Origin of the sequence: Streptomyces sp. NPDC079167, from assembly GCF_040686735.1 — a bacterium.
In the GTDB taxonomy this organism is placed as follows: Bacteria; Actinomycetota; Actinomycetes; order Streptomycetales; family Streptomycetaceae; genus Streptomyces.
This window is the reverse complement of record NZ_JBFBLO010000027.1, coordinates 48,852-62,815: the sequence shown is the minus strand read 5'-3', so window position 1 is coordinate 62,815 and position 13,964 is coordinate 48,852. Positions and strand designations below refer to the sequence as shown.

Here is a 13,964-nt window from a genome sequence, read left to right as displayed (position 1 = left end):
GCCCACCCGCGATGCCCCGCCAGGACCCGGGCTCAACCATCTGGTTCACCCTCACCATCGACGGCGAGAGCCTCGGTTACTTCAACGGGGGCGAAACCGGCCGCGGACGGGCAGGCCGACGAGACCGACGCCCTGCCGCCGGGCCTCGCGGCCCCGGCGATGAAGGAGACCGCGTCCCGGCTGGTGGCCAGCGCGGAGGCGTCCACGCTGGACTGGCGGAGCCAGTACGGGGCGATCGAGGACATCGGTGACGGCAAGGGCTACACCGCCGGCATCATCGGTTTCTGCTCCGGCACGAACGACATGCTGCAACTGGTCGAGGCGTACACCGAGGAGCATCCGGACAATCCGCTGGCCACCTACCTCCCCGCCCTGCGCGCGGTGGACGGCACCGATTCGCACGAGGGCCTGGATCCGGGCTTCACCGACGCCTGGCACCGGGCCGCGGAGGACCCGGCGTTCCGGAAGGCCCAGGACACGACGCGCGACAGGCTGTACTTCGAGCCGGCGGTCCGGCTGGCGAAGACGGACGGGCTCGGCATCCTTGGGCAGTTCATCTATTACGACGCGATGGTGCTGCACGGGCCGGGTGTCGAGGAGGACGGCTTCTACGGCATCCGCGACGCCGCGATGGCCTCGGCGGACACGGCCGCGGAGGGCGGCGACGAGACGGCCTACCTCAACGCCTTCCTCGACGAGAGCCGGTCGGCGATCAAGGCCCGGAAGGTGCAGCGCGACACGACCCGGATCGACACGGCGCAACGGGTCTTCCTGCGCGAGGGAAATCTCGGGCTGGAGGAGCCGCTGGTGTGGCAGGTGTACGGCGAGACCTTCCGGATCCCGTGACGGGACCGGTTCGCACTCCCGGTTTTCAGCCGCGGTCGGACCGGCTTCTGCGCAGCCGGTCCCGCTCCTTCTCGGAGAGCCCTCCCCAGACACCGAAGCGCTCGTCGTGGGCGAGTGCGTACTCCAGGCAGGCCACCCGGCCCTCGCAGGCGTTGCACAGCTGCTTGGCCTCGCGGGTGGAGCTGCCCGGCGCCGGGAAGAAGAACTCGGGCCCGGCTTGCGCGCACAGCGCGGTCTCCTGCCAGGCGAGCTCGTCGGAGTCGGTCATGGTGTTGATCGGCATGCGCCACACGGTGCCCGGTCGCGATAAACAAGTGATCAACGATTGTTCAACGGCAGGCCGGTCCGGCACCTGCCGCCCCTCCGGGCCGGTACCGTCCTAGCCCATGGGCGCCGGCTTGATCACCGCGAACGCCGCACCCGCGGGGTCGGCGAAGGTGGCGATCCGTCCGACCTCCGGCACGTCCGTGGCGGGCATGGTGACTCGGCCGCCGAGGCGTTCCACGCCGGCGACCGTGGCGTCGGCGTCCTCCACGGCGAAGTACGGCAGCCAGTGCGGACCCGCCTGGGACTGGCTGGGGACCGCGTCGAGGGGCACGAGCCCTCCGAAGGAGGAGTCGGCGTTCTCGCTGCCGGCGGGCTGGATCATCGTGTAGGTGCCGCCGGGGTACGACATCTCGTCGGTCTGCCACCCGAAGACGGTGTGGAAGAACGCGGCCGCCGCCGGGACGTCCGGGGTGTACAGCTCGGACCAGACCAGCGCACCCGGCTCCATGATCATGCCGAGGCCGGTGTTCGTCCCGGGCTGCCAGACGCCGAAGTACGCCCCGGTGCTGTCCGTGAAGCCGCCCATGCGCCCGTAGTCGAGCACGTCCATCGGAAGAAACGCGGCGGTGCCCCCGGCCTGCTCGACCGTCCGCGCGGTGGCGTCGGCGTCGGGGGTCTGGAAGTACACCGACCAGGCGGGCTTCCCCTGGTCCTCCGGCACGGTCATCACGCCGGCGACGGTCTTGCCCCGCAGCTGGTACATCCCGTAGCCACCGGTCTCGGGGCCGCCGGCCACCATGTCCCAGCCGAAGAGGCCGTTGTAGAAGGCGGTGGCCGCGGCGAGATCGGGGGTCCCGAGGTCGATCCAGTTGGGGGCGCCGGTGACGAAGGCCGGGTCGAGCATGGTGTGCTCCTCGGGCGGAATCCGTGTCTCACGCGTTTCTGCACGCCAGACGTCCTGACCCTCCGAGTCTCGCACCGGGCACCGACAGCCGCAGCTCCGGCGGGCCGGCCGGTGGAGCTGCGGCTGTCGGTGCCCGGTGAGCCGGTCAGGCCGGCCGCTCTCAGTGTGCGTGCTCCTCCGCCGCGCCTGCCGCGTGGTGCTGCGGGTCGTAACCCGGCACCGTGCCGTCCGGCTTGGCGACGAGCAGCAGGCCGGCCATCCCCATGTCGGAGTGGCTCTGGACATGGCAGTGGTACATCCAGGCGCCGGCTCCCACGTGTTCGCCGGCGATGATCTGGAAGCCGAAGGAGTCGGCCGGTCCGCAGATCTTCGTGTCGACCACGCGGCTGGGGTCGTCGGGGCCGGTGAGCAGCCCCGTCCGGTTGTCCGCCCAGCGATGCCCGTGGATGTGAAACGTGTGGTAGTACTCGCCGTGCGTGATCATCACGACCTCGACCCGGTCGCCCACGGTGGCCTCGAAGTTCGGGCTCTCGTCCGCCGGCTTGTTGTTGATCGTCATGTCGTTGAAGACGATCGTGATCGTCTTGTCCGGCAGGACATCGCCCTTGCGGCGTACGACAAGCGGCCCGTAGAGCCCCTTGCGGATGCCGCCCGTGCCGTGGTCGGTGCCGACCACGTGGTCGTGGTAGTGCCAGTAACCGGCGCTCCCCGCCCGCCAGGTGCCGTCCTTGCGGCGGCCGGGGGCGTGGGTGCGCCAGGTGTACGTCCGGGTGCCTCCGGGTTCGACATGGCTGCGGTTCATCCGGGTGCCGTCGCTCGCGATGTCGTAGTCGACGCCGTGCACATGGAGGCTGGCGTCGACGTCCGTGGTGTTCTCGAACTCGATGTGCAGGGTGTCGCCCTCAGTGATCTCGATGAGCGGTCCGGGGATCGACGCCTTGCCCTTCTCCAGGCCGTATCCCATCTGACCGTCCGGCAGTTTCTCCGCGAACAGCTTGAGATGGCGGACGGCGCCGCCCGCGGGCGCCGTCTCCGCGGGGTTCTCCGCGGAGGTGGCCTGCACGGCGCCGAGTGACATCGATGTCACGCCGGTGGCCGCCGCCACCCCGCCGCCCACCAGCATCCGGCGGTTGAAGGTCCTTCGGTCCATGTCGAACTCCCCACTGCGAGACGGGAACTGACGCGCTGCTCCCCTGGACGGCCCACACGGTATCCGGGGGCCGTTGGTTTATCCACACTCAGGACAAAGTTCGTTCGATTGCTGCCATACCTATTGGCGAGCCACGAAAAGAGGTCTAGCTTCGTGCGCTGTCGCAGTGACCACAGAGGTGCGGTGACGAGAGAAGTGACCAGAGAAGTGACCAAGAGGGGTGGGTGACCACATGCAGCGCACACCACATCACAGGTCCAGATCGCGCCGCGGTATCGCGGCGGCCGTGGCAGCAGGTGCCCTGACCGCGTCCCTGCTCGGCGGCAACGCGGCCACTGCCAGCCCATATCCGGACCCAGGGCTGAAGGAACGGATGGCGACAACGTTGTCCCTTCCCACGCCGCCGGGCGGGGCCGACGTCAAGGTACTGGTGTTCCACGCTTCGGCCGGCGAGGAGTCGCCGACCGTGGACGCGGGCATCGCGGCCGTCGAGAAGATCGGGCTCAGCGGTCCTGAGGCCGGGCGCTTCAAGACCGTCGCCACCGACGACGCCGCGGTCTTCACCAACGGCAAGAAGCTCGGCAGGTTCAACGCGGTCGTCTTCCTGACCGGCGGCGGCGATGTGCTGGACCCGGAGCAGGAGGCGGGCCTGGAGGCCTACATGGAGGCCGGCGGCGGCTTCCTCGGCATCCATGACGCGGCGCGCACCGAACCGTACTCCGACTGGTTCACCGGCCTGGTCGGCGCCCGCCCGGCGGCGGACAGCCCGACAGGCGTCCAGCGCGCCACCGTGGAGATCGGCGACCGGCAGCACCCGGCGACGAAGAACCTCCCCCTGGAGTGGAAGCGCCCGGACAAGTGGCTGAACTGGAAGGACAACCCGTCCGGCGACGTGCACACCGTGGCCCGCGTCCGCGAGCTCACCTACAGCCCGGGCAAGAGCGCCAACGGCTGGGACCACCCGGTCTCCTGGTGCCGTGACTACGACGGCGGGCGCTCCTTCTACACCGCCATGGGTGGTACGGCGGCGAGCTTCGCCGAGACCGACTTCCGTGATCACCTGCGCGGCGCGCTGGCCTGGACGAGCCGTCTGTCGCAGGCCGACTGCAAGGCCACGATCGACTCCAACTACACGGCCGAGCGGCTCACCCAGCCCAACCAGCCCGGCCAGAACGACCAGATCGGCGAACCGCACGGTCTCGTGACCGCGAAGGACGGACGGATCTTCTACATCGGGCGCGGCGGCACGGACAGCAGCGTGCCGGTCGTCACCGACTGGAACGACCCGGACGTGGGCAAGGGCGAGGGCGAGATCCACGTCTACGACCCGGCCACCAAGAAGGTCACCCTCGCCGGGAAGCTGAGCGTCTTCGGCAACAAGGGCGGCGGCGACGAGCTGGTGAAGGTGGAGGAGGGACTGCTCGGGATCGAGCTCGACCCGGACTTCGCCACCAACGGCTGGGTGTATCTGCACTACACCCCGCACGCGAAGATCGACCGCGACAAGCAGATGGCGGTGCGCCAGGTCTCGCGCTTCACCTTCGACCACGCCACGAACAAGCTGGACCTGGCCTCCGAGAAGGTGCTCCTGCACTGGCCGGTCCAGATCCACAGCTGCTGCCACGCGGGCGGCGGGATGGCCTGGGACTCGAAGCAGAACCTGTACATCGCGACCGGTGACAACAACTCCTCGCAGTTCAGCGACGGTTACTCCGGCAACAACCCGCAGCCGAACTACAAGGGCGTGTCCTTCGCCGACGCCCGGCGCACCGCGGGCAACACCAACAACCTCAACGGGAAGATCCTGCGGATCCACCCGGAGGACGACGGTACCTACACCCTGCCCGAAGGCAATCTCTTCACGGGCAAGGAGCCGGACGAGGGCGGCGGCAAGACCCGTGGCGAGATCTATGTGATGGGTGTCCGCAACCCCGCCCGCATCTCCGTCGACACGGCGACCGACACGCTGTACGCGGGCTGGGTCGGCCCCGACGCGGGCGCGCCGAGCACCACCTGGGGGCCCGCCAAGTACGACACGTTCGCGGCGATCACCAAGGCCGGCAACCACGGCTGGCCGTACTGCATGGGCAACAAGCAGCCCTACCGGGACCGTAACCTGCCCGATCCCACCAAGCCGCTGGACTGGTACGACTGCGACGCGCCGAAGAACGAGTCGCCGAACAACGACGGCCTGGTCAACCTGCCGCCGGTGACGGGCAACACCATCTGGTACTCGCCCCAGGGCGGCGGCGTCGACTACCCGCGCGACGAGAACGGCATCCCGAGCTACAAGGTGGAGGAGGAGAAGGAGCTCCTGCCCTGGCTCAAGGGCGGCGGCCAGGCCACGATGAACGGACCGGTCTACCGCTACGACGCGGAGAGCACCAGCGAGGCCAAGTGGCCCTCGTACTGGGACGGGAAGTGGTTCGTCGGTGACTTCTACGACGACACCCAGCCGCGTCACGCCGTGCTGACCGACCCGAAGACGGTCGGCAAGGGCGGCCTGCCCACGCACGCCGAGTCGCTGAAGAAGATCATCCCGGTCGGCGCGGACGGCATCCGCAACCTCATGGACTGGAAGTTCGCCCCGGACGGCTCGCTCTACGTCCTGGACTACGGGCGCGGCTTCTTCACCTCCGACTCCAAGTCCGCGCTGTGGCGCGTGACGTACAAGGGCGGCGGTCCGACCCCGGCCGCCGCAGACCTGGCCAGGAAGGCGGCAGCGCAGTGAGACACCCTTCACTTTTCGCGCGACGGCGGTACGGGCCCGCCCGGTGGTGGCTCGCCCTGCTCGGTTCGTTCCTGATGGTCCTCGGGCTGGCTTCCACAGCGGCGTACGGCCGTGAGGACGACCGGGCGGCGGCGGCCGACCAGGTCCTCACCTGGACCGCGGGCGATCCCATCGACCACTATCTGTCGGCGCCCGAGACCGCGGTGGCCGGCGCCGCGACCATCGTCTTCGAGAACAGCGAGGCCACGGGCAACACGACGAGCATGCCGCACACGCTGACGTTCAGCGTGTCGGACCCGGAGTACAACAGCGACGTCCAGGTGAACATCCTGGCCAACCCGGGTGACAGTGCGGGCGGCAAGCACAGCGTCGAGGTCACCCTCACCCCCGGCAAGTACTTCTACCACTGCACGATCCCCGGCCACGGCTCGATGCAGGGTGTCCTCACGGTGACCGAGGACGGTGGCGGCGGTGACGACACCACCGCCCCCGACACCTCGGCGACGGTGGACGGCGACAAGAACGCCGACGGCGCGTACATCGGCCAGGCCACCGTCACCGTGGCGGCGACCGACGCCGGCTCGGGCGTCGACACCGTCGAGTACGCCGTCGGGGCGGACGGCGCCTGGCAGCCGTACACCTCGCCCGTCGTGGTGGACGAGGTGGGCGACCACACCGTCCGCTACCGCGCCACCGACAAGTCGGGCAACGCGGCCGAGGAGAAGTCCGTCGACTTCGCGGTCGCCGCGCCGCCGACGGACGACAGGACGCCGCCGGAGACCTCCGCGACCGTCTCGGGCGAGAAGGACGACGCGGGCGCCTACCTCGGCATGGCCACGGTCACCGTGACCGCGTCCGACACCGGGTCGGGGGTCAACACCATCGAGTACGCCGTCGGGGCGGACGGCGCCTGGCAGCCGTACACCGCACCCGTGATGGTGCACGAGGTCGGTGCCCACACCGTCCGCTACCGCGCCACCGACAAGTCGGGCAACGCGGCCGAGGAGAAGTCCGTCGACTTCACCGTCGTCGAACCGCCCTCGCAGGACAAGACGCCCCCGGAGACCTCCGTGGTCGTGACCGGCGACAAGAACTCGGACGGCGCGTTCATCACGAGCGCCGAGGTCACCCTCAGCGCGACCGACGACGACTCGGGCGTGGACAAGGCCGAGTACAGCCTCGACGGCGGTCCGTACCTCGCGTACTCCTCCCCCGTCATCGTCGACCGCGTCGGCCACCACACGTTCGCCCACCGGGCGACGGACAAGGCCGGCAACACCTCGGAGGCGAAGCAGAGCTCGTTCACCGTCGCGCAGAGCGGCGGCGTCCCGGCACCCAACTGCCCCGAGTACGACGAACGGCGCACCGTCATCGTCGGCACGGTGGACACGGGTGTGCCCAACCGGCTCACCGGGAACCGCTGCACGATCAACGAGCTGATCGAGGACGAGAAGGACTGGTCCTCGCACGCGCTCTTCCTCAAGCACGTCGACAAGGTCCTGGACAAGCTGCTCGCCGACGGGGTCGTCGACGCCCGTGAGCACAAGAAGATCTACCGGGCGGCCAAGCAGTCCGGCATCGGCAAGCCGGGCCAGGACGAGGGCTACCGCAAGCTCTTCGACGGCACCGCGGAGTCTCTCGCCAAGTGGCAGCAGGTCGGCGGCGGACAGTTCGCGCTGAACGAGGAGGAGGGCTCGATCACGAGCTCCACCACCGTGGACGGCATGGGAATGCTCTGGTTCCCGTCCCGGCAGTACGGGGACTTCTCGCTGAAGCTCCAGTGGCGGGACGACGCCCCGGAGGGCGGCAACGCCAACGGCGGGGTCTTCGTCCGCTTCCCGAACGTCCACGACCACCCGGAGGAGTCCCGTCCGGAGTGGGTCGCCATCAAGTACGGCCATGAGATCCAGGTCAACGACCGGCCGGACGGCGACATGTACAAGACCGGTTCGGTATACGGCTTCGACCGGGTCGGCCTCGGCGGCGCCGGGGTCACCCCCAAGGGCACCTGGAACGACTACGAGATCCGGGTGGTGGACCAGCACTACTCGGTCTACCGCAACGGTGTCCTGATCAACGAGTTCGACAACAACGGCGGCCAGCTCTTCGAGCCGCCGCGGGGTGACGACCCGGGCACCGACGGCCGGCGGTACGCCTCCGGTTACATCGGGCTCCAGGTCCACAGCACCACGGACGTGATCTCGTACCGCGACATCCGTATCCAGGAGTTGTAGGGGCGGGCCACGCTCAGACGGCGGCCGTGGCCGCATGCTCCGGCATGCGGCCACGGCCTCCTGGGTGCCGGTGACGCCACACCCAGAAGACCGTGCAGGAGACCAGCGACCAGGCGGCCAGCACCAGGAACGGGAAGGCCATCTGGTGGCCCTGGTAGTAGACCGCCGTGTGCTGGGCATTGACCGAGGCGCCCGGCGGCAGCCAGCGTCCGATCTCGCCGAGCACCGAGGGCAGCAGCGGCCAGGACACCGCTCCCCCGGACGAGGGATTGCCCAGCAGCACCATCAGCCCCCAGGTGGGAAGCATCGCCCAGCGTCCCATCATGGTGTTGAACATGGTGAAGACCATGCCCGACGTGAACATCGTGAACGCCAGGATCAGCCAGGACTCGACGAACGGCAGGTCCAGCGCCCCGATCAGCCAGTCCACCACCGCGGCGATCGCGAAGCCCCCGAGCAGGGAGTAGGCGATGGTGAAGCCGATCCGCTCCAGGGGGTTGAGCGCCCGGGCGTGCACACTGAGCTGGATGGCTCCGACGAAGCCGATGATGACAGCGGCCAGCGAGATGTAGAAGAGCGCCAGCCCGCGCGGGTCGCCCTTCTGGAGCGGCTTGACGTCCGTGATCGTTACCGGGACCCCGGTGGCCTTCGCGACCTTCGCCCCGGTCTCGGCGAGCAGTTGGGCGACCGTGGCCCCGGCGGCCCCGGCGATGTCCATGGCCACCCCGCGCTCGCCCGGGCGCAGGGTCACGAAGACCTTCTGCTCCTCCATGGCCTCCCGGGCCGCGGCCCGGGAGGCGTACGGGCGCAGCTGGAGGGAAGCGTCGAGGGCCTTCTCCATCCCCGCGATGAACTTCTTCCCGCCCTTGTCCTGTACGTCGCCGACCACAGCGGAGGGGATATGACGTGGCGTCGGGTCGGCCATCGTGTAGGTGTACGAGCCGGCGAAGAGCCCGGCCGCCGCGGCGAGGATGAAGAGCAGCACGAAGGCGGGGACGTACGGGGACTGCTTGTACGATGCCCACTTCTCGGCCCGGGTCGGGGGTCTGCCGTGGGCACCGTGAGCCGGGGGCCCGGCCTCCTCGTCGGCGCTCACGCGTCGCCGCCGTCGTGCCGGGCGCGGCTGGGCTGCACCCGCTTCGGCTCCCCGGGCATCTTCGGGTACTCCGGCGGGTAGGGGAGGTCGCCGAGCTTGTGCTCGTGCTCGTCCCTCCGTGCCAGCTCCAGCACGTCGTCGAGGCGGAAGGCGTGGTCGTCCATGTCGGCGTGCAGGTCGCCCACCTCCGCGTACCGCGCGGGCATGGTGCGCAGATCGAAGTCGCGGGGCTCGGCGTCGTCGATCTCCTCCCAGCGCAGGGGGGCGGAGACCGGTGCGTGCGGGAAGGGGCGTACGGAGTAGGCGGAGGCGATGGTGCGGTCGCGGGCCGTCTGGTTGTAGTCGACGAAGATCCGCTCGCCGCGCTCCTCCTTCCACCAGGCGGTCGTCACCCGGTCCGGCATCCTGCGCTCCAGTTCCCGTCCCACCGCGATGGCGGAGCGCCTGACCTGGGTGAACGTCCACTCCGGGACCAGCGGGACGAAGACGTGGATGCCGCGTCCGCCGGAGGTCTTGGGCCAGCCGCGCAGCCCGTGGTCGTCCAGGACCGAGCGCAGTTCGTGGGCGGCCCTCACCGCGTCGGCGTAGTCGGTGCCGGGCTGCGGGTCGAGGTCGATGCGCAGCTCGTCGGGGTGGTCGGTGTCCGCCCTGCGCACGGGCCAGGGGTGAAACGTGAGGGTCCCGAGGTTGACGGCCCAGAGGACCGCGCCCAGCTCGGTGGGGCACATCTCGTCGGCGTGCCGGCCGCTGGGGAATTCGATGCGGGCGGTGGGGGTCCAGTCGGGCAGGTTCTTCGGTGCCCGCTTCTGGTAGAAGAATTCGCCCTCGACCCCGTCGACGAAGCGCTGGAGGGTGGTCGGCCGCTCGCGCAGGGCACGGAGGATTCCGGGACCCACGGCCTGGAAGTAGTCCGCCACGTCCTTCTTGGTGTAGCCCTTGTCCGGGAAGTACACCTTGTTCGGATTGGACAGCCGTACGGCCCGTCCGTCCACGTCCAGCTCCACCGCTGCTCCTGCTCCCATGTCGGACACCGTAGGCCGGGCCCACATATGCCGCATATCGGAGGACGTGCTCCGTGCGGTGAGTGAGAATCGGGGCCATGGACCTGCCGGTGATGCCTCCTGTGAAACCGATGCTCGCCAAGTCCGTGTCCGCGATTCCCCCCGGTATGCAGTACGAGGCGAAGTGGGACGGATTCCGGGCGATCGTGCACCGTGACGGCGACGAGGTGGTGATCGGCAGCCGGACGGGGAAGCCCCTCACCCGCTACTTCCCCGAGGTGGTCACCGCCGTGCGGGAGAATCTGCCGCCGCGCTGTGTGATCGACGGCGAGATCGTCCTGCCGTACGAGGGGCGGCTGGACTTCGACCGGCTGAGCGAGCGCATCCATCCGGCGGATTCACGGGTGCGGATGCTGGCCGAGCAGATTCCGGCGAGTTTCGTCGCCTTCGACATCCTCGCCCTCGACGACACGTCCCTGCTGGACGCGGCGCAGACCGAACGGCGCACGGTCCTGGAACAGGCCCTGGCCGGCTCCTCGGCTCCCGTCCATCTCGCCCCGTCCACCACGGACCCGGCCCTCGCCCAGGAGTGGTTCGAGCGGTACGAGGGAGCCGGGCTCGACGGGGTGGTCGCCAAGCCGCTGGGTCTGGCGTACCGGCCGGACGCCCGGGTCATGTACAAGATCAAGCACGAGCGGACCGCCGACTGCGTGGTGGCGGGCTACCGCTTCCACAAGAGCGGCCCTGTGGTCGGCTCCCTGCTGCTCGGTCTGTACGACGCCGGGGGCGCCCTCCAGCATGTGGGGGTGTGCGCGGCCTTCTCGATGAAGCGGCGCGCGGAACTCCTGGAGGAGCTCGACCCGTTGCGCATCGACCCCGCGGAGCATCCGTGGGCGGCCTGGGCCGAGGCGGCGGCCCACGAGGGGGCAAGGCTGCCGGGCGCGCCGAGCCGCTGGTCCGGCAAGAAGGACCTCTCCTGGGTGGCGCTCGCGCCGGAGCGGGTCTGTGAGGTGGCGTACGACCACATGGAGGGCGACCGCTTCCGCCACACCACCCAGTTCCGGCGGTGGCGGCCGGACCGCACCCCTTCCGGCTGCACCTACGCGCAGCTGGAGGAAGTGGTGCGGTACGACCTGTCCGAGGTGCTCGACGGCCGCTGACCCGTCATGCGGTGGGCGTGGGGCAGGGCTCGTCCGTGGGCGCGTCCGTGGGTGCGTCGGCGCCGGGTTCCGCGGAGGGCGTGGAGCAGGCCGGGTCCGTGGTGCTCGGGCCGGGGTCGGGGGAGGTGGTCGGGTCCGGTGTCGTGGTCGGGTCGGGCGTGGACGTCGGGTCCGGCGTCGTCGTCGGATCAGGGGCCGTCGTCGGATCCGTGGGCCCGCTGCCGGTCGGGTCGGGGCCCGGTTCCGTGGGCGTCGCCGAACCGCTCGGGCCCGGGGTTCCGGAGCCCGTCGGGGCGGGGGCCGGTGAGGTGGACGGAGCCGGGGTGCGGGTGGGCTGCGGGCCGACGACGATGCCGCCGCCCTTGCCGGGAGCGCCCCCGCCGACCGGGCTCCTGGGGGCGCGGGGGCCTCCGGCGCCGGGGCTCTTCGGGATCACTCCCTTGCCGTCGGCCACCGGGTGGACGCCCTTGCGGTAGAACTCCAGCCAGGACAGGACCGTACGGAGGTACGTGTCCGAGTGGTTGTAGCTGAGGACGGCCTTGTCCAGGTCCGCCCGCAGGGACAGGTCGCGGGTCCCGGCGCAGAGGTAGTGGCCGGCGGCGAGCGCAGCGTCGGCGATGTTGCCGGGGTCCTTGCGCCCGTCACCGTTGCCGTCCTTGCCCCAGTGCGCCCAGGTGGACGGGATGAACTGCATGGGCCCGACAGCCCGGTCGTAGCGGGTGTCGCCGTCGTGGGCGCCACCGTCGGTGTCGGCGATGTGCGCGAAGCCGCTGCCATTGAGGACGGGTCCGAGAATCGGGGTGAGGGTGGTACCGGCGGCGTCCACCCGCCCTCCGCTCGCGTGGCCGGACTCGACCTTGCCGATCGCCGCGAGTAACTGCCAGGGCAGGTGGCAGCCGGGGTCGCTCCGGCCGAGCGCTCTCTGCGCGTCGCGGTAGGCCGCCAGGACCGTGGCGGGGATGCCTGCCTCGGCCCATGACTGCGTCACGGCGGGGCCGGGCCTCCCGCCGGTACGCTTCGGCGGCTCCGGTGACTCCAGGGGCGGCAGCTCGGTGTGGTAGCTGTCGTCGTTCTCCACCTCGGTCCAGACCACGTCTTCCGACGCCACGTTCTTCATGTCGTCGGCTCCGCCACCGCCGGTGAGCCCCGGGGCCTGGGACGCGGTGAGCGCCGCCATCGCGGCGACCGCGGTCGCCGTACCGGTGAGTCCGCGGCGCAAGGTTCCGTCGAACCTCATGTGTCCTCCCTCTCCTGGGTCATCGCGTGAACGTGTCGATGGCGGCGATCCGCCAGGTGTCCCCGCGACGAACGGCGTCCACGGCGAACATGGCGGCCGCGTACGTCGTCTCCTCGTCCTTGCCGGTACGGGTGTTGCTCTGGTCGGCGAAGATCAGCAGCCGGGCCCGGTCCCCGTCGAGCAGTTCGACGCCGCTCCGGGTGACGGTGGTGGTGAGGACGAGTTTCTGCTTGGGCGCCTGCGCGCGTACCTCGGCGAGCATGTCCTTGTGCTGCTGGACCGCCTTTCCGGTCAGGTGCTTCCGGGCGGCCTTGTCGGACTTGGCGGGCGAGGCGTAGTCGTAGGAGAAGACCGCGCCGACGGCCTCGGTGATCTGTCCCTTGACCTCACTGGTCCTGCCGATGTCGGTGAGGGCCGTGTTCTGCCGGCTCGGCTCGTCGCGCAGCGTGCCGGCAGACGTGAACGACCAGGCGGCGAAGGCGCCGAGGAGGACCGTCGCGGCGCAGAGGACGGCGGGCAGCCTGATGCGCAGGCGCGGCAGCCGTCTGCGTGGAGGCCCGTCACCGGCGGCCTCCTCCTCCGCCCCGGCCCCGTCCTCGGGCGCTTCGGCGACCGTGTCCGCCGCTTCCGGCGACTTCACCGCCCCGGGAGCTTCGGGCGCCGGTCCTCCCGGTGCCGTGGTCCCGCGCGGTGGCGCGGTGGTGGTGGCGGCGACGGTGGCCAGCCGGCGGCGGCGGTTGACGAGGTGACGGGTCGTCGACATCTCGGGAGTCCTCTCGAAGTGTGCGTGGCGGACGGGCGGGATCAGCCGGTGGTGTTCCCGACGGGCGCCTGGCCGAGGGCGCTGAGCTTCCACCCGCCTGGGGTGCGGGTGAGCTGACCCAGCATCCGGCTCTCCTTGACCGCGGGGTCGCCCTCGGGGGCGGTGACGGTGACGCGGAGCGCCACCATCACACCGGCCTTCCCCTCCCGGTCGTCCAGCTCCGTCACCGCGCCGGACAGGACCTCGGCGGTGCTGACCGTCCTTGCCGCCTCGATCTGTTCGACGAACGCGTCCCGTCCGTCGACGAGCTGCTTGTGCAGGTCACCGGTGGTCGAGTCCTCCCAGCTGTCGAGCCCCTGGGCGAGCCGGGCGTGGTCGAGCGTGTTCATGTTCTGCACCGCCTGCTCCCCCGCCGCCAGGGCGTCGTCGCGGGCCTGCGCGTAGGCCGCCGAGTCGTCGTGCGCGGCGTCGTAGTGGGACCAGCCTCCCCAGCCCGCGGCGACGGCGGCCGCGACCGTCAGTGCGACCGCTGCCGCCCGCAGCGGATCAATCGTCGTGCGTACCCGTGCCATCGG

Annotated in this window: 11 protein-coding genes and 2 pseudogenes; 5 read left to right on the top strand and 8 right to left on the bottom strand. The window is 70.4% G+C overall.

Features of this window, described 5'->3' with window-relative positions; genetic code table 11:
• Positions 1–11: 11 nt before the first annotated feature.
• Both AB0P41_RS34455 and AB0P41_RS34450 read left to right on the top strand, forming a co-directional pair.
• A pseudogene (locus AB0P41_RS34455) lies at positions 12–95 on the top strand (phage tail protein); the annotation flags it as partial.
• Between the two features lie 31 nt (positions 96–126).
• Positions 127–846 (top strand): annotated as a pseudogene (locus AB0P41_RS34450) (chitosanase); the annotation flags it as partial.
• 25 nt (positions 847–871) lie between these two features.
• On the opposite strand, the gene AB0P41_RS34445 reads toward AB0P41_RS34450, so the two are convergent.
• From AB0P41_RS34445 to AB0P41_RS34435, 3 genes are all read right to left on the bottom strand, one after another.
• Entirely contained in the window at positions 872–1,129 is a 258-nt protein-coding gene (locus AB0P41_RS34445; protein ID WP_356715925.1) for a WhiB family transcriptional regulator, read from the bottom strand.
• A gap of 96 nt (positions 1,130–1,225) precedes the next feature.
• Positions 1,226–2,017 (bottom strand): VOC family protein, encoded by a 792-nt coding sequence (locus AB0P41_RS34440; protein WP_365936030.1) that lies wholly within the window; start codon positions 2,015–2,017, stop codon positions 1,226–1,228.
• 160 nt (positions 2,018–2,177) lie between these two features.
• Positions 2,178–3,167, bottom strand: a complete 990-nt coding sequence (locus tag AB0P41_RS34435) for a multicopper oxidase domain-containing protein (RefSeq protein WP_365936029.1) — start codon at positions 3,165–3,167, stop codon at positions 2,178–2,180.
• A 286-nt stretch (positions 3,168–3,453) separates the two neighbouring features.
• On the opposite strand from AB0P41_RS34435, the gene AB0P41_RS34430 reads away from it, so the two are divergent.
• Together AB0P41_RS34430 and AB0P41_RS34425 are read left to right on the top strand one after the other, a co-directional pair.
• Positions 3,454–5,898: a ThuA domain-containing protein gene (locus tag AB0P41_RS34430; RefSeq protein WP_365936028.1), complete on the top strand. Its 2,445-nt coding sequence runs from the start codon at positions 3,454–3,456 to the stop codon at positions 5,896–5,898.
• A complete protein-coding gene (locus AB0P41_RS34425) occupies positions 5,895–8,132 on the top strand; it encodes a family 16 glycoside hydrolase (protein ID WP_365936027.1) in 2,238 nt (745 codons plus the stop codon). The genes AB0P41_RS34430 and AB0P41_RS34425 overlap by 4 nt, the downstream gene beginning before the upstream one ends.
• Positions 8,133–8,145: 13 nt before the next feature.
• On the opposite strand, the gene AB0P41_RS34420 is transcribed toward AB0P41_RS34425, so the two are convergent.
• Together AB0P41_RS34420 and ligD are read right to left on the bottom strand one after the other, a co-directional pair.
• Positions 8,146–9,228: an ABC transporter permease gene (locus AB0P41_RS34420; RefSeq protein ID WP_365936026.1), complete on the bottom strand. Its 1,083-nt coding sequence runs from the start codon at positions 9,226–9,228 to the stop codon at positions 8,146–8,148.
• Positions 9,225–10,232 carry a non-homologous end-joining DNA ligase gene (gene ligD / locus AB0P41_RS34415; RefSeq protein ID WP_356715970.1) on the bottom strand — a complete coding sequence of 336 codons (1,008 nt, stop codon included), beginning with the start codon at positions 10,230–10,232 and terminating at the stop codon, positions 9,225–9,227. Before ligD ends, AB0P41_RS34420 begins: the two co-directional genes overlap by 4 nt.
• Before the next feature lie 95 nt (positions 10,233–10,327).
• Here ligD and AB0P41_RS34410 point away from each other — a divergent pair, with 95 nt between their 5' ends.
• The gene (locus tag AB0P41_RS34410; RefSeq protein WP_356715936.1) at positions 10,328–11,389 is read left to right on the top strand and encodes an ATP-dependent DNA ligase; all 1,062 of its coding nucleotides are present in this window, start codon (positions 10,328–10,330) and stop codon (positions 11,387–11,389) included.
• Between the two features lie 4 nt (positions 11,390–11,393).
• On the opposite strand, the gene AB0P41_RS34405 is transcribed toward AB0P41_RS34410, so the two are convergent.
• Genes AB0P41_RS34405 through AB0P41_RS34395 form a run of 3 tightly spaced genes read right to left on the bottom strand, consistent with a single transcriptional unit; the run spans position 11,394 to position 13,961 of the window.
• Positions 11,394–12,626: a lytic murein transglycosylase gene (locus tag AB0P41_RS34405; protein ID WP_365936025.1), complete on the bottom strand. Its 1,233-nt coding sequence runs from the start codon at positions 12,624–12,626 to the stop codon at positions 11,394–11,396.
• A 19-nt stretch (positions 12,627–12,645) separates the two neighbouring features.
• On the bottom strand, positions 12,646–13,389 hold the full coding sequence (locus AB0P41_RS34400) for a hypothetical protein (protein ID WP_356715939.1): 744 nt from the start codon (positions 13,387–13,389) through the stop codon (positions 12,646–12,648).
• Between the two features lie 41 nt (positions 13,390–13,430).
• Entirely contained in the window at positions 13,431–13,961 is a 531-nt protein-coding gene (locus tag AB0P41_RS34395) for a nuclear transport factor 2 family protein (protein WP_356715941.1), read from the bottom strand.
• Positions 13,962–13,964: the final 3 nt, after the last annotated feature.

Bases quoted from the DNA above. Each gene is read 5' to 3' on its own strand.
- AB0P41_RS34445 (WP_356715925.1), bottom strand. From the start codon at position 1,129: ATGCCGATCAACACCATGACCGACTCCGACGAGCTCGCCTGGCAGGAG.
- AB0P41_RS34440 (WP_365936030.1), bottom strand. From the start codon at position 2,017: ATGCTCGACCCGGCCTTCGTCACCGGCGCCCCCAACTGGATCGACCTC.
- AB0P41_RS34435 (WP_365936029.1), bottom strand. From the start codon at position 3,167: ATGGACCGAAGGACCTTCAACCGCCGGATGCTGGTGGGCGGCGGGGTG.
- AB0P41_RS34410 (WP_356715936.1), top strand. From the start codon at position 10,328: ATGGACCTGCCGGTGATGCCTCCTGTGAAACCGATGCTCGCCAAGTCC.
- AB0P41_RS34405 (WP_365936025.1), bottom strand. From the start codon at position 12,626: ATGAGGTTCGACGGAACCTTGCGCCGCGGACTCACCGGTACGGCGACC.
- AB0P41_RS34400 (WP_356715939.1), bottom strand. From the start codon at position 13,389: ATGTCGACGACCCGTCACCTCGTCAACCGCCGCCGCCGGCTGGCCACC.
- AB0P41_RS34395 (WP_356715941.1), bottom strand. From the start codon at position 13,961: ATGGCACGGGTACGCACGACGATTGATCCGCTGCGGGCGGCAGCGGTC.